Source organism: Lysinibacillus sp. NPDC093712 (assembly GCF_050280025.1).
Lineage (GTDB): Bacteria > Bacillota > Bacilli > Bacillales_A > Planococcaceae > Lysinibacillus.
Genome location: NZ_JBNNUU010000003.1, coordinates 380,363 through 404,417, shown reverse-complemented (window position 1 = coordinate 404,417; position 24,055 = coordinate 380,363). Strand labels below are relative to the sequence as shown.

Here is a 24,055-nt window from a genome sequence, read left to right as displayed (position 1 = left end):
GAGCAAAGAGAAAGGATGGGTACACATGGCATTTGAATTCAGATTACCGGATATTGGCGAGGGTATTCACGAAGGCGAAATTGTAAAATGGTTCGTTAAAGCTGGGGATACAGTAAAAGAAGACGATATCCTTTGTGAAGTACAAAATGATAAAGCAGTCGTAGAAATTCCTTCACCTGTTGAAGGCAAAGTAGAGGAAATATTAGTAGCAGAAGGTACAGTTGCTGTTGTTGGCGATGTATTAATTCGTTTAGATGCTCCTGGTTATGAAGATTTGAAACTAAAAGGTGACGATCATGCGGAAGCGAAGACAGAGGCACAAGTACAGTCAACTGCTGAAGCTGGTCAAGATGTAGCAAAAGCGCCTGCTGCTAAGGAAGAAGCTCCAAAAGCTTCAGCAACAGCGGAGGTAGCAGTAAAGCAAGAAACAACTGATAGTACAAAACGCGTCATTGCTATGCCTTCAGTTCGCAAATTTGCTCGAGACAATGATGTTAATATTCATGAAGTGTCGGGTACTGGCAAAAATGGTCGTATTTTAAAAGAAGATATTGAGAATTTCTTAAATGGTGGTGGAGCAGTGCAGTCTGAAGAAGCTCCAGTTGCAAATGAGGAAGCAGTTGCTCAACAAGAAACTGCACCTGCTGCACCTGTTGTTCTTGAAGGCGACTTCCCAGAAACACGTGAAAAAATGTCTGGCATTCGTAAAGCAATTGCTAAAGCAATGGTGCATTCAAAACAAACTGCACCACACGTTACACTAATGGATGAAGTTGATGTAACAGCACTTGTAGCACATCGCAAAAAATTCAAAGATATCGCTGCTGAAAAAGGTGTGAAATTGACGTATTTACCATACGTAGTGAAAGCCCTTATTTCAACTTTACGTGAATTCCCAGAATTTAACCGCTCATTAGATGATGCAACACAAGAAATCGTTCAAAAACATTATTACAATATCGGTATTGCGGCAGATACTGAAAAAGGCTTGCTAGTTCCAGTTATTAAGCATGCTGATCGCAAATCTGTATTTGCGGTTTCAAATGAAATTAATGACTTAGCAACAAAAGCACGTGATGGTAAACTTGCACCACATGAAATGAAAGGTGCTTCAATGTCTATTACAAATATCGGTTCTGCAGGTGGTCAATGGTTTACTCCAGTAATTAACCACCCTGAAGTAGCTATTTTAGGTATTGGTCGAATTGCAGAAAAACCTGTAATAAAAAATGGTGAAATTGTAGCTGCACCTGTGTTAGCATTATCATTGAGCTTTGATCATCGCATGATCGATGGAGCCACTGCGCAAAATGCTTTAAATCACTTAAAGCGTTTGTTAAGTGAGCCAGAATTATTATTAATGGAGGCGTAACAAAATGGTAGTAGGAGATTTCCCAATCGAAACAGATACTCTTGTCATTGGTTCAGGTCCTGGAGGATATGTAGCAGCAATTCGTGCAGCTCAAACTGGCCAAAAAGTAACAATCGTTGAAAAAAATGTACTTGGTGGTGTGTGCTTAAACGTAGGTTGTATTCCATCAAAAGCGTTAATTTCAGTTGGTCACCGCTTTGAGCATGCTAAACATTCAGATGACATGGGTATCATCGCTTCTGATGTGAAACTAGACTTTTCAAAAGCGCAAGCATTTAAAGACAGCGTTGTTAAAAAATTAACTGGCGGTGTTGAAGGCTTACTTAAAGGTAATAAAGTTGAAATCGTACAAGGTGAAGCATATTTCGTTGACGCTCATTCAGTGCGTATCATCAATGGTGAATCTGCTCAAACTTACACATTTAACAATGTGATTATCGCAACAGGTTCTCGTCCAGTTGAAATTCCAACTTTTAAATTCTCTGATCGTGTCTTAAACTCTACTGGCGCACTTTCTTTACAAGAAGTGCCAGGTAAATTAGTTGTTATTGGCGGAGGCTACATCGGAACAGAACTAGGTTCAGCTTATGCAAACTTAGGCTCACAAGTAACAATTATCGAAGGCGGCAAAGACATTTTAGCTGGTTTCGAAAAACAAATGACGCAAATCGTGAAAAAAGGCCTTAAAAAGAAAGGCGTTGAAATTGAAGTAAACGCATCTGCAAAAGGCGTTGAAGAAACAGAAAACGGCGTAGTTGTAACATATGAAGTTGGCGGAGAAGAGAAAAAAGTCGAAGCTGATTACGTATTAGTAACTGTTGGTCGTCGTCCAAATACAGATGAAATGGGTCTTGAAGGTGTTGGCATTGAATTCGGCGAACGTGGTCTAATTAATGTTGACAAACAATGCCGTACAAACATTCCAAACATCTATGCAATTGGCGACATCGTAGCGGGGCCACAGCTTGCACACAAAGCTTCTTATGAAGGTAAAGTAGCTGCTGAAGCAATCGCTGGCGAGAAATCAATCGTAGATTATTTAGCTGTTCCTGCTGTATGCTTCACTGATCCAGAAATGGCGACAGTGGGCTATAACGAAGATCAAGCTAAAGCTGAAGGTATTGAATATACTGCAGCAAAATTCCCATTCGCAGCAAATGGTCGTGCACTTGCACTGAACCAAACAGAAGGTTTTGTGAAACTAGTTGCGCGTAAAGAAGATGGCTTATTAATCGGTGCTCAAATCGTAGGTGCTGGTGCATCTGATATGATCGCTGAAATGGGCTTAGCAATCGAAGGCGGCATGACTGCTGAAGATATCGCGTTAACAATTCATGCTCACCCAACATTAGGTGAAATTACGATGGAAGCTGCTGAAGTATTACTAGGCAACCCAATCCATATTGTAGCGAAAAAATAATTTAACACAGATAAACGACTATAAAGCATATACGCTTTATAGTCGTTTTTTTGTATAATTCTACTAATTTTGATACAGTAAAACTATTGAATGACTATTCGAAAAAATAGGGGTGGGACGAAATGGAATTAGGCTTAAAAGGAAAAGTGGCGATTATTACTGGGTCAAGTAAAGGTATAGGCTATTATACGGCGATGCAGCTAGTGAAAGAAGGCGCGAAGGTAGTTATTAGTGCACGTGGCGAAAAACAGCTACAAGTAGCCGCTGGATGCATTAAAAACGAAACGGGCGAAGAAGTGTTATTCGTTCCGACGGATATCACAAAGGAGAAAGATTGTAAGAGACTTATAGAGCGTACAGTAGAACATTTTGGGCGTATTGATATTGTTATTAATAATGCAGGTACAGCGTCAGCTAATCCATTTGAAACGGTTAGCAGTGAAGTGTGGCAATCTGATATTGATTTAAAAGTATTTGGTGCTATAAATTGTTCCAAATATGCAGTACCACATATGCGAAAGGTTGGCGGTGGAGCAATTGTGAATGTAACGGCAGTAATGGCTAAAACGCCTCCAGCAAATTCACTTCCTACAACAGTTAGCCGTGCAGCTGGACTAGCTTTAACGAAAGCGATGAGCAAGGACTTAGGGAAAGATAATATCCGTGTGAATTCAGTGTGTATAGGTTTAATTCGAAGTGATCAAATTGAGAAGCTATGGAAAAAAGAAGCACCAGAGTTAACTTGGGAAGACTATTCGCAAAAAGTCGGTCAAACGATACCACTTGGCCGCGTAGGGGAAACGCAAGAAGCAGCCAATGTCATTACTTTTTTAGTATCAGATGCAGCGAGTTATGTGACAGGTACTGCTGTTAATATAGACGGCGGTTCAGGACACGCTTTATAGTTTAACGACAAATACCGATAAGCAAAATGCTCTAAAATATTTACGTTTTTCATCCCATTATGTAACATAAAAACGCAGAAAAAAACTGCGCTATTAAGACGATATTGAATGAAAAGGAGCAACCTATTAAGTTTTAGGTTGACTCTTTTTTCTATTGTTTTTCTAAAATTGTAATAGACAGAAAATTCCTGCAGTTGTAGAATAAGCGTAATAGGGGGTGAAAAAAGGCGAAATGTTGAACGAAAAATTTACTATGATATTAATGCGTGCTGTCCGTATTATTGTTCAAATTGGGATTCTCAATATTTTTTATTACATTGGTGTGGGCATTGTTTCGTATTTGCACATTCCGCTTCCTGGAAGTGTAATTGGATTACTGTTATTAGCACTTTTACTCAATTTTAAAATAATTAAAGTAGAATACATTCAAGATGGTGCTGGTTTTTTAATTGGCGTTTTAACATTGTTTTTTATTCCAGCAACGGTTGGTATTATTGATTATCCAGAATTAATGTCCACAACAGGTCTGTTCATTATTTTAGCTGTAATTGCTAGCACATTAATTTCCATTTATTTAACAGGAGTACTGACCCAACTGATTGAAAAAAGAGAATTAGCGAAGAAAGAAAAAGAAGTAAATGTTGAAGACGGGAAGGGAGAATTATTTGTTGATTGAACTTATAGTTGTACTTGGTACGATAGGGCTGTTCGTTTTATTTACGAAGATTTATCAACGGTTCCCACATCCTATAATGATTCCTTTAGTGACAACGACTATTGTCAGTGCTGTTATTTTAGTTGTCTTTAATATTCCATATTCAACCTATATGGTAGGTGGGGAATGGCTTCAAAAAATGCTCGGTCCAGCTGTTGTCGCACTTGCATACCCACTTTATAATCAAAGAGCCATTATTATGAAATATAAGTACTCAATTCTTTCAGGAATAATGTTAGCAATGGTTACCGGATTACTTACAATTTTTATAATGTTAAAATGGATCGGTGTAAAGGATAGTTGGATGCTAACAGCACTGCCTAAATCTTTAACAACACCTGTAGGTATGCAGGTAAGTGAAACGATTGGCGGAATTCCTCCTTTAACAGCAGTTTTTGTTATGATTGCAGGTTTTGTTGGAGCTATTATTGGACCGTTAGTTATCAAATATGGAAAAATTGATTCTCCTGTTAGTAGAGGTGTAGCGATAGGAAGTGCCTCGCATGGTGTAGGACTTGTTAAACTTAGAGAGTATGGTGAACAAGAATTATCAGTTGGCTCGCTTTCTATGGGGTTAACAGCGATTATAGGGGCGTTTCTATGTCCGCTCTTTGTTTATCTATTTATGTAATAAAAGGCCCTTTACAAGATATAACTTGCTTGTAAAGGGATGGGTCTTTTTGAAATGCCGCTTGTCTAATCTTTTTCAATTATTAATTGAATGGTATGTGCTAGACCAGTGTGTAAGCTACCTTCATTTCGTGTTTGTTCGCCTGTAAAGAAATGAATAATTTTATAGGGCTGACACCAAGTAAGAACAGAAATAGGATTATATAATAAATTTATATTCTGTGGGCCTCCTGTGGCATATGGTAGTTGATATGTGGAGTATAATTCCATCATAATGCGGCCGCCAGGTTTAACAGAATGAACTATACGTTTAAAAACGGCATGCTGCTGTTCTACAGGAAAATGACCAAAAACCATGACTGCAGCATCAAATTTTTCTATTGGTAATTCATCTTGCAGTAAATCAACAAGTTGAGTATTAACAGTAACACAATGCTTTCTTGCTAGCTGTGCTGTTTTCTCAAGACCGCTTTTAGCATAATCGAATGCAGTGACTGTATGCTCTTTAGATGCTAAAAAAACCGCATTTCTACCTTCGCCTTCAGCATATGCTGCTACATTTACATACCCCTTTAAATAGTCTACATAGTTTTCTATAAATGCATTTGGTTGTTCACCATAAACATATTCTGCCGTTTTAAAACGTTCATCCCATGTATTCATTCAATTCACTCCCTTTTTAAATATTGTAAGTAATGTCCAATACTTAATCTAATATTTCGCTTCGTAATATAGAAATAGCGCCAAATAACACAGTTGCAACGTAAAGTTGACAAAGTGCACTACCTTAAATATGGAATTAGAGGAATTGTTTTAATAAAATTTAATTAATAACAGAAAGGGGAGTCCATATATGACATTTAGTGAAAAACTTTTTAAATTAAGAAAAGAGAAAGGTTTATCACAAGAGGCGCTAGCTGAAAAATTAAATACTACTAGGCAGGCTATTAGTAAGTGGGAAAATGATCAAGGTTTTCCTGAAACAGAGAAACTTTTAATGCTTGGTAATGTTTTCGAAGTGTCAATAGATTACTTGCTAAAAGATACTGTTGAACATAGCCATGAAGATAGCAATGGTTATTATGTAAGTAAAGAAATGGTGGAAGGTTATGTATTATCTCAACGTAAAATTTCCAAATATTTCGCTATAGGTTTTAGTCTACTTATCATATCCACTATACCTTATTTCCTTTTTAAACAAGAACCGTTGATTTACACCATTCTTATCACGATTATTGTTGTTCTTGGAATTGGAATGATTACAGCGGGCTTTATAGAGGAAGATCGGTATTCAATTCTTAAAAGAGAAGCATTAATATTTGACCAAAATTATTTAAAAGAATTGAGCATAACATATGAAGAGGTTAAGAAAAAAAATACAGTGATTATGGTAGTAGGAGTTTGCTTAATTGTAGCAGGTGGTATTTCCTTTTTATTGGTAAAAAAAGAAATTGTAGCATCAGATGTTTTAATGCCTTATTATCCATTGTTAATTGCTTTCATTGCAGTTGGTGTTTACATGTTAATTCGGATATTATCAATTATCGATTCTTATAGAATACTGGTGAAAAATAAGGACCATATTCAACGTTTAAGTAATACAGTGCTGCATAAATTGAGAAAAAAATTAAATAACTTCTAATCATTACAAGTTGAACAGTTTTAGTAGACATCATTAGGATTTATGAAGAACTGGTAACTGGATAGTATAAGAGATTAAAAAGCTACCTCTTCTATAGTTACAAGGGGTCAGAGTGTCGACAAAAGGTATCAAGAAGTTTAACTTGATACCTTTTGTCTTGTTGATTGGAGTGGGAGCGGCGTCTCCTGCTCAGTACGCATAAACCGCGCACTAGCAAGAGTTGCAACTTACAGTGTGCTGAGCGGAAAGCCGTAGCACGTAACTGGAATCAACAGCACTTAAGACTGTATTTAGAAAAGATAGCTTTGAAGTTTTAAATAATCGCTCTGCGTTCTTTAATAACACGAATTGTTTTTAATGTTGAATCTTCTGGTCCTTGAACTGGTAAACCAGCTTCAATATTCATTTGAATGTAATGAATATTTTCTTGCGTAATTATTTCCCCGGGAATAAAAATTGGTATTCCAGGTGGATAAACCATTATGAATTCAGCGCAAATACAATTATCCGCTTCTGCAAGAGGTACTACCTCTGTATCTGCATAAAATGCATCACGAGGTGACATTGCTAGTGCTGGGATTTCAGGTACATTGACTACTGCTTCGGTAATGGCAGCTTCTGAATCGAAAGCTTTTGACATACGACTTAATGCATTAATAAGAAGATTAATTTCTTTTTTTGTATCTGCTAATGTTACTAAACATAAAATGTTATATAAGTCTGATAATTCCACTTCGATATTCGCGTTGTGACGAAGCCATTCCTCAGCTTGATGGCCTGAAATACCTAAGTCTTTTACACTAATTAATAGCTTCAATGGATCCATATCAAATGTTGCTGATGAGTGAAGCTTTTCCTTACCCGCACATTTTAAATGTGGAATTTGGTTAATGCGTTTACGTGCATCTTTTGCTAAACGCAGTGCATCACCAATTAAATCATAACCATGAATTGCTAGTTGACGGCGTGCTGTGTCAAGCGATGCAAGTAATGGGTAGGATGTTGATGTTGTTGTGAGCATCGAGAAGACAGCTTGTACACGTTTTGCGGAAACTAGTCCCTCACGTACATTTAAAATTGAAGTTTGCGTCATAGAGCCCCCAAGCTTATGTACGCTTGTTGCAGCCATATCTGCGCCAGCCTCCATTGCAGAGTAGGGCAGCTCGTCATGGAATTTAATGTGAACCCCATGAGCTTCATCAACAACGACTGGTATATTACGACGATGGACAATTTCGACAATGCGTTTTAAATCCGCTGAAAAGCCGTAATATGTTGGATTAATGACTAGAACAGCCTTTGCATCTGGATAAGCATTTAATGCCTTCTCAACCGCTTCCGCTGAAATACCATGAGAAATGCCATATTCACTATCTACTTCAGGATGAATAAAAATAGGAATGGCACCAGCAAAAACAATTGCTGACATAATGGATTTATGAACATTCCGTGGTACTAGAATTTTATCACCTGGACCGACGACGGTCAGGATCATCGTCATAATGGCGCCACTAGTACCTTGTACGGAAAAGAATGTATAATCAGCACCAAAGGCTTCTGCAGCAAGTGCTTGTGCATCCTTGATTGCACCTTTTGGTGAATGTAAGTCGTCTAGTGGAGCAATGTTAATTAAATCGATTGATAAAACGTTGTCGCCGACGAATTCTCGGAAAGCAGGATCCATACCGTGCCCTTTCTTATGGCCTGGAATATGGAACTGAATTGGATGTCTGTTCCGATGTTTTAGTAATACGTCGAACAATGGAGTCTCTAATTGTGACAACGCAGGTACCACCTCACTTTTATAATATCTAAGAAAACAAATGAATTATAGCACCTAACGACATGAAAAAATAGACTTTAATTAAAAAAATAAAGGGTTTTTTCGTGATTACGAGAAGTTAGTATGGTACGAAAGGAGAGATTCGATGAAGTGGGAGACGCGTATCACCGAACTTTTAAAAATAAAATATCCAATTATTCAAGGGGGATTAGCCTATTTAGCTTATGCAGATTTAGCAGCCGCGGTGTCGAATGCTGGCGGTCTAGGGCAAATAACTGCTATGAGCCTACGAGATCCAGACTTATTGCGTGCAGAAATCCATAAAGTAAGAACATTAACTGATCATCCATTTGGAGTGAATTTTGCTATCGGTATGCATGGCACAGGCTATGAGGATATGGTGCGAGTAGCAGTTGAAGAAAATGTACCCGTTGTCACAATGACAGGTGGAAATCCAGCGCCGATATTTGATTTACTTGCAGGAACAAACATAAAAAAACTTGTACTCGTTGCAGCTCGTAGACAAGCTCAGAAAGCGGAAGAGCTTGGTGCAGATGCAGTAATGGTAGTGGGACAAGAAGGTGGTGGACATCTTGGCCGTGACGATGTCGGGACTATGGTGCTTGTACCTCAAGTTGTGGATAGTGTGAAAATTCCTGTGATTGCGTCTGGTGGTATTGGTGACGGTCGTGGCTGGATGGCAGCACATGCACTCGGTGCAGAGGGCATTGAGATGGGGACACGCTTTATAGCTACAAAAGAATGTGTAGATGCATCACAAGCATATAAAGAGGCGTTACTCATTAGTTCAGAGGCCGATACAACTGTTATTAAGCGTTCTATTGGGGCACCAGCAAGAGCGTTACGCAGTAATTTCACAGAGAAAATTTTAGAAATAGAGCGTGAGACACCTACGTATGAAGCATTGAAAGATTATATTAGTGGGAGTGCTAATAAACGTTTTATTTATGATGGAGAAAAGGATGCGGGCATTGGTTGGGCAGGACAAGTTACAGGAATGATTCAAGATATTCCAACAGTGGACGAGCTCATTACACGAATGGTTGCAGAAGCAGAAAGTATCCGGGTAAAATGGGGACAGTAATGTAAAGGTGGTAAAGTCCAAATGGAATATTCTTATCCGTTTTCAATTGATTGGTCGACTGAAGAGATTGTTGATGTTGTTAAATTTTTTGAAGGCATCGAGCTTGCTTATGAAAAGGGCATTAAACGTGAAGTGATGATGGCAAAATATCGCCGCTTTAAAGAAATCGTTCCTTCACAAGCTGAGGAGAAAACAATTTTTCGAGAATTTGAAGAAGCTAGTGGCTATGTAAGCTATCCAGTTGTGAAACAAGCAAAAGAGGCAGCTGATGGAACGTTAATTAAAGCAGTTCCAAAGCAACGACGTTAAAATCGTCACGGCCAAAAGTGAAAATGGTGTGCTAGGATATTTCCTAGCATGCCTTTTTAGTTAGGGAAAAAACCCGCAAAGCTTTCTGTAGGAACCGTTATAACGATAATACAACTAACAGTGCAAAACAACGGTTTGCTTAGGCTGTGCCTACGGAAAGCGAAGCGGATTTCTTATAGCATTTTTATTTAAAATTTTTATTAAATCACTAAGTGAAATATTGTGTTAATTAATGATAATTTGCATAAACTACAGCAATATCGATTTCTGTAACAAAATGTTCACGGACGATGTTTCAACCGCTCGTCCAATGCGATAGAACTAATGTATATTGATATAAAAATTATCATACCCTCAATATGCATCATCAATACATTTAAGATGTGCTGAGCATTTCCTCAAAAGACCTACATTAAGACCTCGTCCATATGTGTAAAACCTTATAATATTCGGGTTTCACAATCTTTCCATTATTAAAGAAATATTATTGTTCAAGTAAGATTTTTATTCCACATTTTTATGATGAGCCTCGACAAATTATTTTCCTTGAATAATTTTGTAAATAGGAAGTAAAGTTTGGAATGTTTCTTCTGTCAGTTGCTGGAATTGTTTAAATGACATTTTTATCGCTTCTTCTTTTGGAATATGACGACCAACTAAAAATTCCCCTTTTTTAACATCACGTAGACGTATAAGTAATTCTTCTAGTTGTTCTTCTTTAGCGTCCTGTAAGGAAATCGCAGCAGGCGACATATGATCCCCAGAAACAATAAAATCATCCGGAAGCTGTTGTAGCAAGGTTTTGTTGGCAAGTAAACGCTCTGCCATTAAATTTTTTTGCGGTGCTTCATAAATAATAGCCAAGACGATGAATAAATGTGTGCTCCAAAGACCAATCTGAAAGTGAGGCAACGCTTTATAACCTCTTTTATAAGGAGCGAATGCAACCCAGCTGTCATTTGGTGGATTAACCGTTCTGCGGGCGTGTTTTGCTACATGGGGATAAAATTCTTCCCCAAGGTGGCTGGAAAAGAAGGCGGAGAAGTTTTCTCCTAGTTTATTAAATTTTGGTCGTACACAGGAATCTAAAGCATCCATCCGTTGTTCTAAACCGTTTATTTGAAAAACATTAAAGTCTTTATTCGTCCATTTTAAGGTAGACATTTTTAGTAACTCCTTTCGATTATAAGGTTTATTTTATTAAAAAAATGGGAAAAAATCTTATAACAAGAACTTTATCGAATAGTATAAGGTTTTGTAAAAAAATAAAAAAGGGAAGTGACTTTTATGAAACAAGTCGTAAAAATTATACGTAAAGTTGACATTGAAAAGCAATATGAACGCATCCTACAATTAGAAATTGATTATGAATTAGCCTCACTATTTTCAGCGATGAATGACAAAGATGAGGGTGAAATAGCAAAAAGTAAAAAGCGACTAGTCGAAATACAGATGGAGATGGAAAGTTTGCACGCCTATGCGTAAAAAAAAATTAACCCCCATATAAAATCACTTGCTGAATATTCTGACAGCAGGTGATTTTTGTTGTTATAAAGGTTAAAATAGACAATATATCATAATGTTTTCATTTTTTAGTGCGTGACATTGCACATTAAATGGTCTGAAAGGTGTAATATAAGACATAACTCACGCTTTCTGTTAATGGGTATACTATTTTGATGACTAGAAACGGGTAATGTATGTATTGTGTAGCGTTCAGTAGCTATGTCGCTCGAATGTTAAGGACTAGCAAAATGCGTGTGTGCAAGAGCGTGAATGTTTTCTATATTCGAGGGGTGGGTTTTTATGGATTTAAAGCAAATCGATCAATACGCGAAAAGTATCATTGTTGAAGCAGCTAAACGTATTCGTAATGCATTTTCATATAATTTAGTGATCGAGACAAAATCGAATGCGAATGACCTTGTTACAAATATAGACCGAGAAACAGAATTATTTTTCATTGAAAAAATTAAATCTTTTGACCCTACCCATAAAATTTTAGGCGAAGAGGGAATGGGAGAAAAAGTCGAATCATTAGATGGTGTTGTATGGATTATTGATCCGATTGATGGAACAATGAATTTTGTAAAGCAACATCGGCACTTTATGATTTCTATTGGAATATTTATTGATGGTGTAGGGAAACTTGGTTACATATATGACGTAATGCGTGAAGACTTATTCAATGCAGTTGCTGGAGAAGGTGCCTGGTATAATGCGTCACCACTGCGCAAGTTACAGCCTGTGAAAATTGAAGAATCTGTTATTGGCATTAATGCACATTGGGTTGCACCAAATCGACATATACATCATGAAAAAGTAATAGAATTAGTTCGAAAAGTGCGAGGTACGCGTTCTTATGGCTCTGCTGCAATGGAAATTGCCTTTGTTGTCAGTGGGAAACTAGATGCTTATGTGTCGATGCGACTATCTCCTTGGGACATCGCTGGAGGAATAATCATTGCTCAGGAAGTTGGAGCCATCGCAACAAATTTACATGGGGAAGGCTTTGATTTCCTGCATCAGGATACATTTATTATTGCTAACCCTGCCATTCATCAAGAATTATTAGGGAAATATATAGTGCCTTATGATGTATAGCTTTTACATAAAAAACTGTTTAGGAATATTTTCCTAAACAGTTTTTTTGTTGCCGCTAATATAAATTGAGTTGATAGTATTTTTTTGGACGTCCACGTGTAGTTGAAGTAAGACTTGGCAATTCGACCGCTAAATTCTTTTCATGGAGCTGTTTTAAAATGCGATTTGCAGAGCGCACAGTAATGCCTAAATGTGTGCTTAACAGTTCCCCATTGACGATAGTTGTTGCTAATCTTTCCATAACAGCCTCAATTTTTTGCAATTGCAATAAAGGGATATCATGGGCAGTGCTTAATTTTTTTAAGCACTGCTGTTTTTCGTTATCAAACTGCAATAAGGCTCCGTATAGTAGCGGACCAATTTCTTTTGCATTTTCAATAATATATCCCTGTGTTTCCTTTGAAGAACAGAGTGTTGCAGCCTTTTTTGCGAATTTCTGACTTTCGGTTAGAGAGTTACCAATGCCCCATCCTATTTTTACAGGAAATAGTAATTTATCATCTAAAAAATCTACGAGTTGACAATGTGTATAATCATTGGTTGTCATTAAAAATTGCTTATATGTTGTGATAATGGCGATATAGGAAGCTTCCCGATGCACTATAAAGGTGCTGGCATACAGTTGCTTAAAATCTAAAATGGCTTTGTATAAAGCAATTTGCCGATACTCCAATTCATCTATATTGGATTTATCTATCGGAATTAAAATATGTACAACGACTACTTTATTTAGCTCAAGTTGGCGAAGGTGTAGCTGATTCACCAACTGATCCAATGTTAATTGCATGGCATGGAGTGATGGATGAAAAGCGATAAACGGTATATTTTGGTGTGCCAATCTCTCCCGCATCTCTGCAATACGAGTAAAACTTAAATCTACTTTATCGTCGCGATGTAACTGAATATGCCAGTTCGCAACTTTATCAATAATATCGTTGCTTGCGTACTCATTCATAGTTTGACTAAAAAGATAAGGCTGCCTTCCTATTGACCATTCATGAATGCCAAGGTAGTCGTTTTCCTCATAACAAAAATCAATGGCAATTCGATTCATAGCAATTTTATTCTCATAAAATAACTCTGTTAAAGCACGGTAAAAATCACGTTCTGAAATATCAAAATAGAGCATAGGTATAGCCATGTTTGGATAATTTGCTTGTGTAAAAAAATATGGAATTTGTCCGCTGAAAAGTGCCCCGTCTCCAGCTATTAAATGTTGTTCTAACAGTGTATATAAATGCTCAAAATCTGTGTAGGAATGGTAATGAAATTCGCAAAAAGATGGCTTAATTTTTTCGAGTTGCTGTACCCATGAGAGGGACGGTTTAGCAGTGAAAACATTAATTTTATACATAGTGATATCTCCTTAATTTTAAATTAAATATTGAAAATATTCTAAAAATATGGTTTCTTTGTATTAAGGACACATGCTATCAATGTCTTAAAATGGTGTTAGATTAAATAGCATAAGTCGAATTATAAAAATAGAAGGAGAGGGATTTATGCAAAAAAAATCAGACACACTAAAGAAATCTTGGATTGATAAACTGCTAGATAACATTGAAAGGGCAGGTAATAAATTGCCTGATCCAATCACATTATTTATCATTTTAGCAGGTATTGTACTTGTTCTATCATGGATATTATCAATGTTTGGTGTTTCAGCGGTACAACCAGGCACTGAAAATGTCATACAAGTAAAAAATCTGTTGAGTCAAGAAGGACTTATATTAATATTAACGCAAATGGTATCGACATTTACAGGTTTTGCTCCTTTGGGATTAGTAATCGTGACAATGATAGGTATTGGTTTAGCAGAGCAAACAGGACTTATTTCAGCTGTTATGAAAAAGCTTGTAATGTCAGCTCCTACAAAATTAATTGTGCCATTTATTATTTTCACAGGTTTAGTTGGTAATCTAGCTGCTGATGCAGCTTTCATCATTTTACCGCCAATTGCAGCAATGATTTTTATGAGCATTGGCCGAAATCCACTTGCAGGTTTAATTATTACATATGCAGCCGTAGCTGGGGGCTTTAGTGCCAATATTTTAATTAGTTCACTAGATGTATTATTACTAGGAATTACTGAATCCGCAGCGCATATTGCAGACCCAGAATATACTGGACGAGCAACAATGAACTATTACTTCTTAATTGCTTCAACGTTTTTATTAATCGTCATTGGTACATGGGTTGCGAAAAAGTTTACAGAGCCTCGCTTTGGCATATTTAAAGGCAAGGTTGAAAAGTTAGAGCCACTAACAGCTTTAGAAAAACGTGGTTTATTATGGGCAGGTATTGTTACAGTCGTTTATATTGTAGTAATTGCATTTACGGTCATTCCGTCGAACGGTCTTTTACGTGATCCTGAAACAGGTGGCTTTTTAAATTCACCGTTTATGTCAGGTATAGTACCGATTATGTTATTTTTCTTCCTTTTACCTGGTCTTGCCTATGGTATTGCGGCAAAAGAAGTGAAAAATGATAAGGAAGTTGCTGAGAAAATCTTTAAATCAATTTCTGATCTGGCTCCATTTATTGTCTTAGCATTTGCTGCTTCACAAATGATTGCCTTTTTCAACTGGAGTAATATCGGTGCCATTTTAGCTATTAAAGGTGCAGAACTTTTACAAGCATTAAATTTTACAGGTTTACCGATGATGATCGGATTTGTATTAATTTGTGCGTTCGTTAACTTATTAATTGCCAGTGCATCTGCGAAATGGGCATTACTTGCGCCAATTTTCGTACCGATGTTCCTATATTTAGGCTATTCCCCGGCTGTAACGCAAATGGCATATCGTGTAGGGGACTCAATTACAAATCCGATTACACCGATGCTTCCGTATTTCGCTATTTTACTATCGTTTGCCAAGCGCTACGATAAAAATATCGGTATCGGCACGCTCATTTCAGCTTTACTACCGTTTTCTGTGTTCTTTGCAGTCGGTTGGATTCTACTGTTTGCCATTTGGTTCTTGCTTGGTTTACCGCTTGGACCTGGAGATTATATATACTTAAAATAAGGAGTGTTAAACTATGACAGTTTTACAACAAGAGCAGTTAATTGATTTATTAAAACAATATGAAGAGGAAATGATTCAGCTTCGTCGTCATTTCCATGAAAATCCTGAACTTTCGTTTGAGGAAGTTGAAACACCGAAAACTATTGCGGCATTTCATCACGCATTAGGACATGAGGTGCGCGAAGGTGTTGGTGGCAATGGTGTTGTGGCGAAGTTAGTAGGCGGTAAGCCGGGAAAAACGGTAGCATTACGTGCAGACTTCGACGCTTTAGCTATTACAGAAGAAACAGGTTTGCCTTTCCAATCAAAAATTAAAGGGCGTATGCATGCTTGTGGACATGATGGACATACAGCTTCATTATTAATTTTAGCGAAGGCATTTAATCAAATGAAAGACAACTTAGCTGGAACAATCGTGTTTATTCATCAACATGCAGAGGAGCTTGCTCCAGGTGGAGCGAAATCAATGATTGCTGATGGCTGTTTAGAAGGTGTGGATGTTATTTTCGGTACACATTTATGGGCACCAACAGAACTTGGAAGGGTGCAGACAGCAATCGGACCATTTATGGCTGCGGCTGATGGTATCTACATTAAGATTAAAGGAAAGGGTGGTCATGGCTCAAACCCGAGCGATACGAAGGATTCAATTTTGCTTGCCGCGCAATTTATTACAAACTTACAGCAGCTTGTGTCTCGTCGTATAAATCCATTGCGTCCGGCGGTAGTATCGGTTGGTCATATTGAAGCATTAAATCCTTTTAATGTAATTGCAGACCAAGTCTACATGAAAGGAACTGTACGTACTTTCCATGATGAGGAGCGCGATTTACTAGAACGTGAAATTGAGGAGCTATTAAAGGCAACATGTTATTTAACCAAGGCGGACTATGAATATGAGTATCGTCGTGGTTACCCACCAGTTATTAATCATGCTACAGAAACAGAACATGTAATGGCATCTGCAAGAAAGGTAACAGATGTGGCAGCGGTTGAATTTGTAGAACCAACTATGGGTGGTGAGGATTTTGCATACTATTTAGAGGAAATTCCAGGGGCATTTTTCTTTACGGGAGCAAAAAATCCAGAATGGGAGGAAGTATATCCCCACCATCATCCAAAATTCGATATTGATGAACGCTCATTGCGCATTGCAGCAAATGTTTTAGGCCAAGCAACTTTAGATTACCTGGCAAAAGACCATTAAAGAAAAGTATAGCTTGTTGGATCGAATGCTGAGGAGATAGTAGCAAAATATTTTTGAGCAATAGGAATTATAAACAAACAAGAGTCATTGTCTTCGATGGACAATGACTCTTGTTTTCTACAGTTTGGTAGGAGCTGTCCAATAATGGATAGCTCCTACTGTGATATTGTGTCATTTTGGACACATAAATGTTGTTAGAAAGCGAATACTAACATTAAAGTAAGCCTTGTTCTCGCAGTTTACGCTTCATTTTAAAAGCTGTCATGAAAATGACACAAGTAGCGACAATGCCTGCTAATACACCGAATATATTACTTGCTGCTACTGAATACCCGATGGAACACATTGCTAGTACAGCTGCTAGTGCATAAATGGCCATTACGATTTTTCCACGATTCATAATCGAGCGCCCCCTAATTTATAATAAATTTGTGATTGAAAATATTTTTTTAGAATGATAGAAATTCTAATAAGGACATTTACATCCTTCTTGTGCTATAATATCACAGTTAAACATTCGAAAAAAGAATATGGAGTGGAATAATGACAAACTTACGTCAAGATCTTCGCAATATCGCAATTATCGCCCACGTTGACCATGGTAAAACTACTTTAGTCGACCAATTATTAAAACAATCAGGTACATTCCGTTCAAACGAACGTGTTGAAGAACGTGCAATGGACTCTAATGATATTGAACGTGAACGCGGTATTACGATTTTAGCTAAAAATACAGCAGTAAACTATGAAGGAACTCGTATCAACATCCTTGATACGCCTGGACACGCTGACTTCGGTGGTGAGGTAGAACGTATTTTAAAAATGGTAGACGGCGTTTTACTAGTTGTCGATGCGTATGAGGGTTGTATGCCGCAAACGCGTTTCGTACTAAAAAAAGCATTAGAACAACGTTTAACACCAATCGTTGTAGTTAACAAAGTGGACAAAGATTCAGCTCGCCCACTAGAAGTAGTAGATGAAGTACTTGAATTATTCATCGAGCTAGGTGCAGATGACGATCAATTAGACTTCCCAGTTGTGTATGCTTCAGGTGTAAATGGTACCGCTTCGTTAGACGCTGATCCATCTAAACAAGAAGAAAATATGAAATGTCTATTTGAAAAAGTTATTGAGGCTATTCCAGCACCAGTTGATAACTCAGAAGACCCATTACAATTCCAAGTAGCTTTACTTGACTATAATGACTTCGTTGGACGTATCGGTATTGGCCGTGTATTCCGCGGAACAATTTCTGTAGGTCAACAAGTTGCTCTGATGAAATTAGACGGTACAGTGAAAAACTTCCGTGTAACAAAAATCTTTGGTTTCTTCGGCTTAAAACGTGAAGAAGTTGAGACAGCAAAAGCTGGTGACTTAATCGCCGTTTCTGGTATGGAAGATATCAACGTAGGTGAAACAGTTTGTCCTGTTGAACACCAAGAAGCGCTTACACCTTTACGTATCGATGAACCAACTTTACAAATGACTTTCTTAGTAAACAATTCTCCATTCGCAGGTCGTGAAGGGAAATGGGTTACTTCTCGTAAAGTAGAAGAGCGTTTACGTGCTCAATTACAAACGGACGTATCTTTACGTGTTGAAGATACAGGTTCTCCTGATGCTTGGACAGTTTCAGGTCGAGGTGAGCTTCACTTATCTATCCTAATTGAAAACATGCGTCGTGAAGGTTTCGAATTACAAGTATCAAAACCACAAGTAATCGTGCGCGAAATTGATGGCGTAAAATGCGAACCATTCGAACGCGTTCAAATCGATGTACCTGAAGAAAATGTTGGTTCTATTATTGAATCTATTGGTACACGTAAAGGTGAAATGCTTGATATGGTAAACAACGGCAGTGGTCAAGTTCGTTTAACGTTCTTAGTACCAGCTCGTGGATTAATCGGTTATACAACTGAATTCATGTCGATGACAAAAGGTTTCGGTATTATCAACCATACGTTTGATTGCTACCAACCATTATTACCAGGTAAAATTGGTGGTCGTCACCAAGGGGTACTCGTTTCAATGGAAACTGGTAAATCAACAACTTATGGTATGATGCAAGTTGAAGACCGTGGTACACTGTTCTTAGAGCCAGGTACAGATATTTACGAAGGTATGATTGTTGGGGAAAACACTCGTGACGCTGATATCACTGTAAATATTACAAAAATGAAACAAAAAACAAACATCCGTTCAGCAAATAAAGACCAAACGAATGTTATTAAAAAACCACGTATTCTATCTCTAGAAGAAGCTCTTGAATACTTAGGTGATGATGAGTACTTAGAAATCACACCAGAATCTATTCGCCTTCGTAAAAAAATTCTAGATAAAAACGAACGTGAGAAAGCAGCGAAAAAATTAAAAAACGCTGAATAATAATTTTCCGCTGAAATGAAAGGAAGAGGAGTCTTGGATATAAAGTCCGCTTTATTGGGTGAACTAAATGTTATTCAAGTTGCTACACCTGTAAATGCAGAGGAAACAACAAAGGTTTATGAGAGAATGGCTGGTATAACAAGATTTTTATATGAAAATTTACCGAGCTATGAAGTTGCAGGCTATGTTGTATTCCTTCTAGTGTTTGCACTTTCTGCAATTGTCTATAAATTAGGCTTTGCAAAAAAGTTAAAGCTATCTCAAAATATTGTCATTTATGTGTTCCTATTTCTGGGATGTATTATGTTGACATTTTTCGCTTTATTCCTACCTATGATTGAAGGCCTCATCGTAGCGGCGCTAATTTTAATTGTATACAAAACACGTATGTGGCGAGAAAAAAGAGAAGAGCAACAAGCTGCCAATCAATGAGAGTAGCTTGGCTCCTTTACCGTAAACAGTCTTAGCATTTATTTGCTAAGGCTGTTTTCTTTTTCTATCTTTAATAAAATAGTTCGATTGTTGTTTGCTAGTTTCAAATAAAGGATGGAAAACGACTTGGACAAATATGCATGTTTGAATAGATTCTTCATTCTATTTCATTTAAAAAGGGTTTATTTTCCATTATATTTTTATTAAATATGGTAGGCACCGAAATCTTTGTATGTGAATAAGTTAGTCTCGATAGGCTATTTATCAAATCAAGGAGGAAATGGAATGCGTTGGCTTAAAAAAGGTTTGTTATTTAGTGGTATTGCTTTGTTGCTCCTTTCGTTGGCAGCGTGTAATAAAGCTGAGCTAGAAAAAGTAAAAGTCGGAGAAGTGACGCGCTCGATTTTCTATGCGCCGCAATATGTAGCGCTTGAAAAAGGGTACTTTGAAGAAGAAGGCCTTTCCGTAGAGCTACAAACTATTGCTGGTGGCGATAAAACGATGACAGCGTTACTATCTGATGGTATTGATATTGCTTTGGTTGGATCTGAGACATCTATTTATGTCACTGCTCAAGGTGCCAATGATCCGATTCAAAATTTTGCGCAATTAACACAGACAGATGGCACATTTTTAGTAGCACGTGAAAAGATGGACAATTTTTCATGGGATGATTTAAAAGGATCTACATTTTTAGGGCAACGTAAAGGTGGAATGCCACAAATGGCTGGCGAATTTGTTCTGAAAAAACATAGTATTGATCCTGCAAAAGATTTGACACTTATTCAAAATATTGATTTTGCCAATATTGCTACAGCTTTTGCTTCTGGGACTGGGGATTATGTACAACTGTTTGAACCGACAGCAAGTGTATTTGAAAAAGAAGGTAAGGGCTATATTGTTGCATCATTTGGTACAGAATCAGGTCATTTACCATATACATCCTTCATGGCAAAAAGTAGTTATTTAAAGGATGATGCTAAAACAGTGCAAGGTTTTACAAATGCACTGAAAAAAGCACAAGATTTTGTACAGGAAAAAAGTTCAGCAGAAGTGGCGAAAATAATTCAACCTTACTTTGAAAATGTAGACGTTTCTTTAATTGAAACAGTAGTAGAGCGTTATAAATCACAAGGCTCTTACGCAACAGATCCGATTTTGGATGAAGAAGAGTGGGATAATTTACAAACAATAATGGAGGAAGCAGGTGAACTTCCTCAACGAGTAAAATATGAAGACCTTGTGAATACGAAGTTTGCAAAAAAGGCTGCGGAGTAAATGGATTTTTTAAAACTAGAACATATTCACCATAGTTATTACTCCAGTACGCAGGCGAAGGAAGTTTTACGTGACATTAACCTAGATATTCGTGAAGGTGAATTTGTTTCCTTTATAGGGCCAAGTGGCTGTGGGAAAACGACTTTATTGTCTATTATTGCTGGGTTGTTTCCTGCAACAGAGGGCAAGGTATTGATTGATGGGGAAATCATCGCACCACACAATCAATCGCTTATTGGCTATATGCTTCAACAGGATTATTTATTTCCGTGGAAAACGATTGAGGATAATGTCACAATTGGTTTAAAAATAATGCAGCGGGATAATAAGACGCATAAAGTAACTGCAAATGCGCTCTTACAAGAAGTTGGTTTACCTCATGTCGGAAGTTATTATCCGAGAGAATTGTCAGGAGGCATGCGTCAACGCGTTGCACTAGCAAGGACATTGGCAGTTAATCCGAAAATTTTACTGCTAGATGAGCCGTTCTCAGCACTTGATTATCAATCGAAATTAAAGCTTGAGGACTTAGTTGTCGAAACATTAAAGGCCTATCAAAAAACCGCGATTCTTGTCACACATGATATTGGTGAGGCAATTGCGATGAGTGAACGAGTTTTTCTCTTCTCAGCCAATCCAGGTACGTTACACAAAGTGTTTGAAATACCTTCTGCGTTACAACAGCTATCCCCGTTCGATGTAAGGCAGCATCCAGCATATTCAGAAGTATTCCAAACGATTTGGAAGGAGCTGGAGAGCCTTGGATAACACATTGTTTAAACAGTATCAACAATTGCTAAAAAAGGAAAAACGCTTTGTTCGGTTATATCAAATTATTATTTTAATCGTCTTTTTTGGAGGGTGGGAGTTACTATCAAGACTTGAATGGATTGATCGTTTAATCTTTAGCTCGCCCACAAATGTATGGCATACGTTTATTGAAAAAGTAAGTGACGGCTCGCTAACATTACATGTTGGTGTGACGTTAATGGAAACAATTATCGGCTTTATTGCAGGTACATTATTAGGGACCTTGATTGCAACCGTTCTATGGTGGTCTCCGATGTTATCAAAAATACTTGATCCATATTTAGTTATTTTAAACGCAATGCCGAAAGTAGCGTTAGGCCCGATTTTAATTGTAGCACTTGGCCCAGGATATTTTTCGATTATAGCAATGGGTGCACTAATTTCAATCATTATTACAACAATTGTAGTTTACACCGCCTTTAAAGGTGTTGACCCAAATTATAGTAAAGTATTGCAAACTTTTGGAGCGACTCGTTGGCAAACTTTCAAAGAGGTTATTTTGCCCGCGTCTTTTCCAACAATTATTTCGACTTTAAAAGTGAATGTTGGATTATCGTGGGTAGGGGTTATTGTCGGTGAGTTTTTAGTCGCTTCAAAGGGACTTGGCTATTTAATCATTTATGGCTTCCAAGTATTTAACTTTAATCTTGTCCTTATGTCACTGCTCATTATCGCTTTCTTTGCGACAATAATGTATCAAGTTGTCGAATTGATTGAAAAAGTGATTATTAAAAATAATGGCTAATTAAAAAACGCAAAACCTGGTTTTTAAGGTTTTGCGTTTTAAAGCGTTGATTTCCACTCCAAGCGTGCGCTTTCCGCGTGCACAAGGTAAGCCGCAACCCTCGCTAGCGCGCGGATTGTTGCGTCTTACGTATTGTGCTTTCCCGCAAGAGTCGCCCGCCTTCCGCTCCAATCAACTGAGCATACAGACAGCAAAATTTTATTTTACGACCTTCAAAAGGAAAATGTGTCGAAGATGGAAATTTTATGCCCTTTGCTGACACTAAAAACGCAAAACCAGTTAATAAGGTTTTGCGTTTTAAAGCGTTGATTTCCACTCCAGGCGTGCGCTTTCCGCGGGCACAAGGTAAGTCGCAACCGTCGCTAGCGCGCGGATTGTTGCGTCTTACGTATTGTGCGTTCCCGCAGGAGTCTAGGTGGATTTTTACTTAGAAAAATTCAGAATAGTGTGTGTGCCTGGCACTTCAAGTGGTACTTAAAATTCTTTATCCATTTGTGGTGAGGTACGATAAAAACGGAAGTTACCCGTTTCAATTCTCGTCACCGTATTTTCTTTAATTCGATCGTGGCATGTGTCGCACATATACGTATGAATTGGGCGATTACGTAGTTTTTTTGCTAACGGTAAATCATCATCTAATTGGTTAATAGTATCGCAAATGACACATTTTACGCGCATCGCATTCCCTCCCTATTCCGCACGAACGGCTAATACATTTTTGATAGGGTTGTCTACATTTGAACCGTCTCCAAATAAAATATGGACAGGGCCATCTTCAGCTAAAGGTTTGCCATCCTGGCTGTATTTAAAAATTAATGTCTGTGCTTCTGCAATTGTAAATGCATGTTCCTCGCTGTCTTTGCATTCAATGACGATTGTTGTCGCCTCTGGTTTAAGTTCAGCATTTTTCAAGAAATGACTTAATTCGATACCGAAAGTACCTGTTTCCATCCCTTTACGATCGAATTTTCGTTCTGATTTTAAAGTTGGTGGGAAAGTAGCACCTTCCATAATTTCGCGTGACCAGTGAGCACCGACTTCACGCATATATTTTGTATCCGCATCTTCCTCTGCTTCTCTTGCTTGGAAGTACGTATTTAAGTCTAGTTTACGATCGTCAAAAATCCAAACAGTTGGATCTAATGTAAGCTGATACGAAACTGCACCCTTGATAGGAATAATTGTTTCCATAATAGAAATCCTCCTCAAATCTTGTATATCCATGAATTAGTATAACGCTAATGCAAGGAGATAATAAAGAAATATAATTTGGATTCTTTATTTTCCTACGAAGACACTTGCATTTTTATCGACTAAAAGATAAACTTTATTAAGATAGAATCGAAGAAATATCAGATAATGGGGGCGTCCTCATGGATACGAAATCACAAACTTCCTTTCAAGAGAAGGCTTTGGAGCTTTTAGTAGCTGATGCAGATAAAATTGCTCGCCTCATTCGAGTACAAATGGATCATTTAACGATGCCACAATGCCCTTTATATGAAGAAGTATTAGATACACAAATGTTCGGCCTTTCACGTGAAATTGACTTTGCTGTGAAGCTTGGACTAATTGAACGCGATAAAGGCAAAGCAATTCTCGATTCACTCGAGAAAGAACTTTCTGTACTACATGACGCGTATACAGACAAATAAAAAGAAAAAACTCAAACGCTGCTTGCGAT

The 24,055-nt window shown here is 37.6% G+C and carries 25 protein-coding genes; 18 read left to right on the top strand and 7 right to left on the bottom strand.

All coding sequences use genetic code 11. The annotated features are described in order from the left end of the window. Positions 1 to 25 precede the first annotated feature (25 nt). The 5 genes from ACQKNX_RS14595 (at position 26) to ACQKNX_RS14575 (ending at position 5,043) form a co-directional block, all read left to right on the top strand. The gene (locus tag ACQKNX_RS14595; protein WP_427429496.1) at positions 26 to 1,372 is read left to right on the top strand and encodes a dihydrolipoamide acetyltransferase family protein; all 1,347 of its coding nucleotides are present in this window, start codon (positions 26 to 28) and stop codon (positions 1,370 to 1,372) included. A gap of 4 nt (positions 1,373 to 1,376) precedes the next feature. Then, positions 1,377 to 2,792 (top strand): dihydrolipoyl dehydrogenase, encoded by a 1,416-nt coding sequence (gene lpdA / locus ACQKNX_RS14590; RefSeq protein ID WP_401009608.1) that lies wholly within the window; start codon positions 1,377 to 1,379, stop codon positions 2,790 to 2,792. A gap of 122 nt (positions 2,793 to 2,914) precedes the next feature. Further along, the gene (locus ACQKNX_RS14585; RefSeq protein WP_427429495.1) at positions 2,915 to 3,697 is read left to right on the top strand and encodes an SDR family NAD(P)-dependent oxidoreductase; all 783 of its coding nucleotides are present in this window, start codon (positions 2,915 to 2,917) and stop codon (positions 3,695 to 3,697) included. A 232-nt stretch (positions 3,698 to 3,929) separates the two neighbouring features. Continuing rightward, positions 3,930 to 4,373 (top strand): CidA/LrgA family protein, encoded by a 444-nt coding sequence (locus ACQKNX_RS14580; protein ID WP_427429494.1) that lies wholly within the window; start codon positions 3,930 to 3,932, stop codon positions 4,371 to 4,373. After that, a complete protein-coding gene (locus ACQKNX_RS14575) occupies positions 4,366 to 5,043 on the top strand; it encodes an LrgB family protein (protein ID WP_427429493.1) in 678 nt (225 codons plus the stop codon). The genes ACQKNX_RS14580 and ACQKNX_RS14575 overlap by 8 nt, the downstream gene beginning before the upstream one ends. A gap of 65 nt (positions 5,044 to 5,108) precedes the next feature. Here the strand turns inward: ACQKNX_RS14575 and ACQKNX_RS14570 are convergent, their stop codons facing one another. Then, positions 5,109 to 5,705: a class I SAM-dependent methyltransferase gene (locus ACQKNX_RS14570; protein WP_427429492.1), complete on the bottom strand. Its 597-nt coding sequence runs from the start codon at positions 5,703 to 5,705 to the stop codon at positions 5,109 to 5,111. Between the two features lie 190 nt (positions 5,706 to 5,895). Between ACQKNX_RS14570 and ACQKNX_RS14565 the strand changes: the two genes are divergently transcribed. Beyond that, positions 5,896 to 6,684, top strand: coding sequence for a helix-turn-helix domain-containing protein (locus tag ACQKNX_RS14565; protein ID WP_427429491.1), 789 nt, complete (start codon positions 5,896 to 5,898; stop codon positions 6,682 to 6,684). Positions 6,685 to 6,997: 313 nt separating this feature from the next. On the opposite strand, the gene ACQKNX_RS14560 is transcribed toward ACQKNX_RS14565, so the two are convergent. Beyond that, the gene (locus ACQKNX_RS14560) at positions 6,998 to 8,467 is read right to left on the bottom strand and encodes an aminotransferase class I/II-fold pyridoxal phosphate-dependent enzyme (RefSeq protein WP_427429490.1); all 1,470 of its coding nucleotides are present in this window, start codon (positions 8,465 to 8,467) and stop codon (positions 6,998 to 7,000) included. 145 nt (positions 8,468 to 8,612) lie between these two features. Between ACQKNX_RS14560 and ACQKNX_RS14555 the strand changes: the two genes are divergently transcribed. After that, the gene (locus tag ACQKNX_RS14555; RefSeq protein WP_427429489.1) at positions 8,613 to 9,572 is read left to right on the top strand and encodes an NAD(P)H-dependent flavin oxidoreductase; all 960 of its coding nucleotides are present in this window, start codon (positions 8,613 to 8,615) and stop codon (positions 9,570 to 9,572) included. A 21-nt stretch (positions 9,573 to 9,593) separates the two neighbouring features. Continuing rightward, complete coding sequence (locus tag ACQKNX_RS14550; RefSeq protein ID WP_427429488.1) at positions 9,594 to 9,881, top strand: UPF0223 family protein; 288 nt, start codon at positions 9,594 to 9,596, stop codon at positions 9,879 to 9,881. Between the two features lie 537 nt (positions 9,882 to 10,418). On the opposite strand, the gene ACQKNX_RS14545 is transcribed toward ACQKNX_RS14550, so the two are convergent. Beyond that, positions 10,419 to 11,045, bottom strand: a complete 627-nt coding sequence (locus ACQKNX_RS14545; protein ID WP_427429487.1) for a YktB family protein — start codon at positions 11,043 to 11,045, stop codon at positions 10,419 to 10,421. Between the two features lie 123 nt (positions 11,046 to 11,168). Between ACQKNX_RS14545 and ACQKNX_RS14540 the strand changes: the two genes are divergently transcribed. Together ACQKNX_RS14540 and ACQKNX_RS14535 are read left to right on the top strand one after the other, a co-directional pair. After that, the gene (locus ACQKNX_RS14540; protein WP_427429486.1) at positions 11,169 to 11,366 is read left to right on the top strand and encodes a hypothetical protein; all 198 of its coding nucleotides are present in this window, start codon (positions 11,169 to 11,171) and stop codon (positions 11,364 to 11,366) included. A gap of 321 nt (positions 11,367 to 11,687) precedes the next feature. Then, the gene (locus ACQKNX_RS14535) at positions 11,688 to 12,485 is read left to right on the top strand and encodes an inositol monophosphatase family protein (protein WP_427429485.1); all 798 of its coding nucleotides are present in this window, start codon (positions 11,688 to 11,690) and stop codon (positions 12,483 to 12,485) included. A gap of 55 nt (positions 12,486 to 12,540) precedes the next feature. Here ACQKNX_RS14535 and ACQKNX_RS14530 read toward each other — a convergent pair whose 3' ends face one another. Beyond that, the gene (locus ACQKNX_RS14530; RefSeq protein ID WP_427429484.1) at positions 12,541 to 13,839 is read right to left on the bottom strand and encodes a hypothetical protein; all 1,299 of its coding nucleotides are present in this window, start codon (positions 13,837 to 13,839) and stop codon (positions 12,541 to 12,543) included. Positions 13,840 to 13,987: 148 nt separating this feature from the next. Between ACQKNX_RS14530 and ACQKNX_RS14525 the strand changes: the two genes are divergently transcribed. Next, positions 13,988 to 15,514, top strand: coding sequence for an AbgT family transporter (locus tag ACQKNX_RS14525; RefSeq protein ID WP_427429483.1), 1,527 nt, complete (start codon positions 13,988 to 13,990; stop codon positions 15,512 to 15,514). A gap of 13 nt (positions 15,515 to 15,527) precedes the next feature. Beyond that, positions 15,528 to 16,721, top strand: a complete 1,194-nt coding sequence (locus ACQKNX_RS14520) for a M20 metallopeptidase family protein (RefSeq protein ID WP_427429482.1) — start codon at positions 15,528 to 15,530, stop codon at positions 16,719 to 16,721. 214 nt (positions 16,722 to 16,935) lie between these two features. Here ACQKNX_RS14520 and ACQKNX_RS14515 read toward each other — a convergent pair whose 3' ends face one another. Then, on the bottom strand, positions 16,936 to 17,121 hold the full coding sequence (locus ACQKNX_RS14515; protein WP_401009595.1) for a DUF5325 family protein: 186 nt from the start codon (positions 17,119 to 17,121) through the stop codon (positions 16,936 to 16,938). Between the two features lie 143 nt (positions 17,122 to 17,264). Here ACQKNX_RS14515 and typA point away from each other — a divergent pair, with 143 nt between their 5' ends. The 5 genes from typA (at position 17,265) to ACQKNX_RS14490 (ending at position 22,371) form a co-directional block, all read left to right on the top strand. Then, entirely contained in the window at positions 17,265 to 19,106 is a 1,842-nt protein-coding gene (typA, locus tag ACQKNX_RS14510) for a translational GTPase TypA (protein WP_427429481.1), read from the top strand. A 33-nt stretch (positions 19,107 to 19,139) separates the two neighbouring features. Beyond that, a complete protein-coding gene (locus tag ACQKNX_RS14505) occupies positions 19,140 to 19,538 on the top strand; it encodes a YlaH-like family protein (protein ID WP_340826042.1) in 399 nt (132 codons plus the stop codon). Positions 19,539 to 19,823: 285 nt separating this feature from the next. Further along, entirely contained in the window at positions 19,824 to 20,816 is a 993-nt protein-coding gene (locus ACQKNX_RS14500) for an ABC transporter substrate-binding protein (protein ID WP_427429480.1), read from the top strand. After that, positions 20,817 to 21,584, top strand: a complete 768-nt coding sequence (locus ACQKNX_RS14495; RefSeq protein ID WP_427429479.1) for an ABC transporter ATP-binding protein — start codon at positions 20,817 to 20,819, stop codon at positions 21,582 to 21,584. Next, a complete protein-coding gene (locus ACQKNX_RS14490) occupies positions 21,577 to 22,371 on the top strand; it encodes an ABC transporter permease (RefSeq protein ID WP_401009591.1) in 795 nt (264 codons plus the stop codon). Before ACQKNX_RS14495 ends, ACQKNX_RS14490 begins: the two co-directional genes overlap by 8 nt. Positions 22,372 to 22,845: 474 nt before the next feature. Here the strand turns inward: ACQKNX_RS14490 and ACQKNX_RS14485 are convergent, their stop codons facing one another. Both ACQKNX_RS14485 and ACQKNX_RS14480 read right to left on the bottom strand, forming a co-directional pair. Beyond that, positions 22,846 to 23,049, bottom strand: coding sequence for a YlaI family protein (locus ACQKNX_RS14485; protein WP_173477893.1), 204 nt, complete (start codon positions 23,047 to 23,049; stop codon positions 22,846 to 22,848). 12 nt (positions 23,050 to 23,061) lie between these two features. Beyond that, positions 23,062 to 23,562 (bottom strand): peptidyl-prolyl cis-trans isomerase, encoded by a 501-nt coding sequence (locus tag ACQKNX_RS14480; protein ID WP_427429478.1) that lies wholly within the window; start codon positions 23,560 to 23,562, stop codon positions 23,062 to 23,064. 182 nt (positions 23,563 to 23,744) lie between these two features. Between ACQKNX_RS14480 and ACQKNX_RS14475 the strand changes: the two genes are divergently transcribed. Then, the gene (locus tag ACQKNX_RS14475; RefSeq protein WP_173477891.1) at positions 23,745 to 24,026 is read left to right on the top strand and encodes a YlaN family protein; all 282 of its coding nucleotides are present in this window, start codon (positions 23,745 to 23,747) and stop codon (positions 24,024 to 24,026) included. Positions 24,027 to 24,055: the final 29 nt, after the last annotated feature.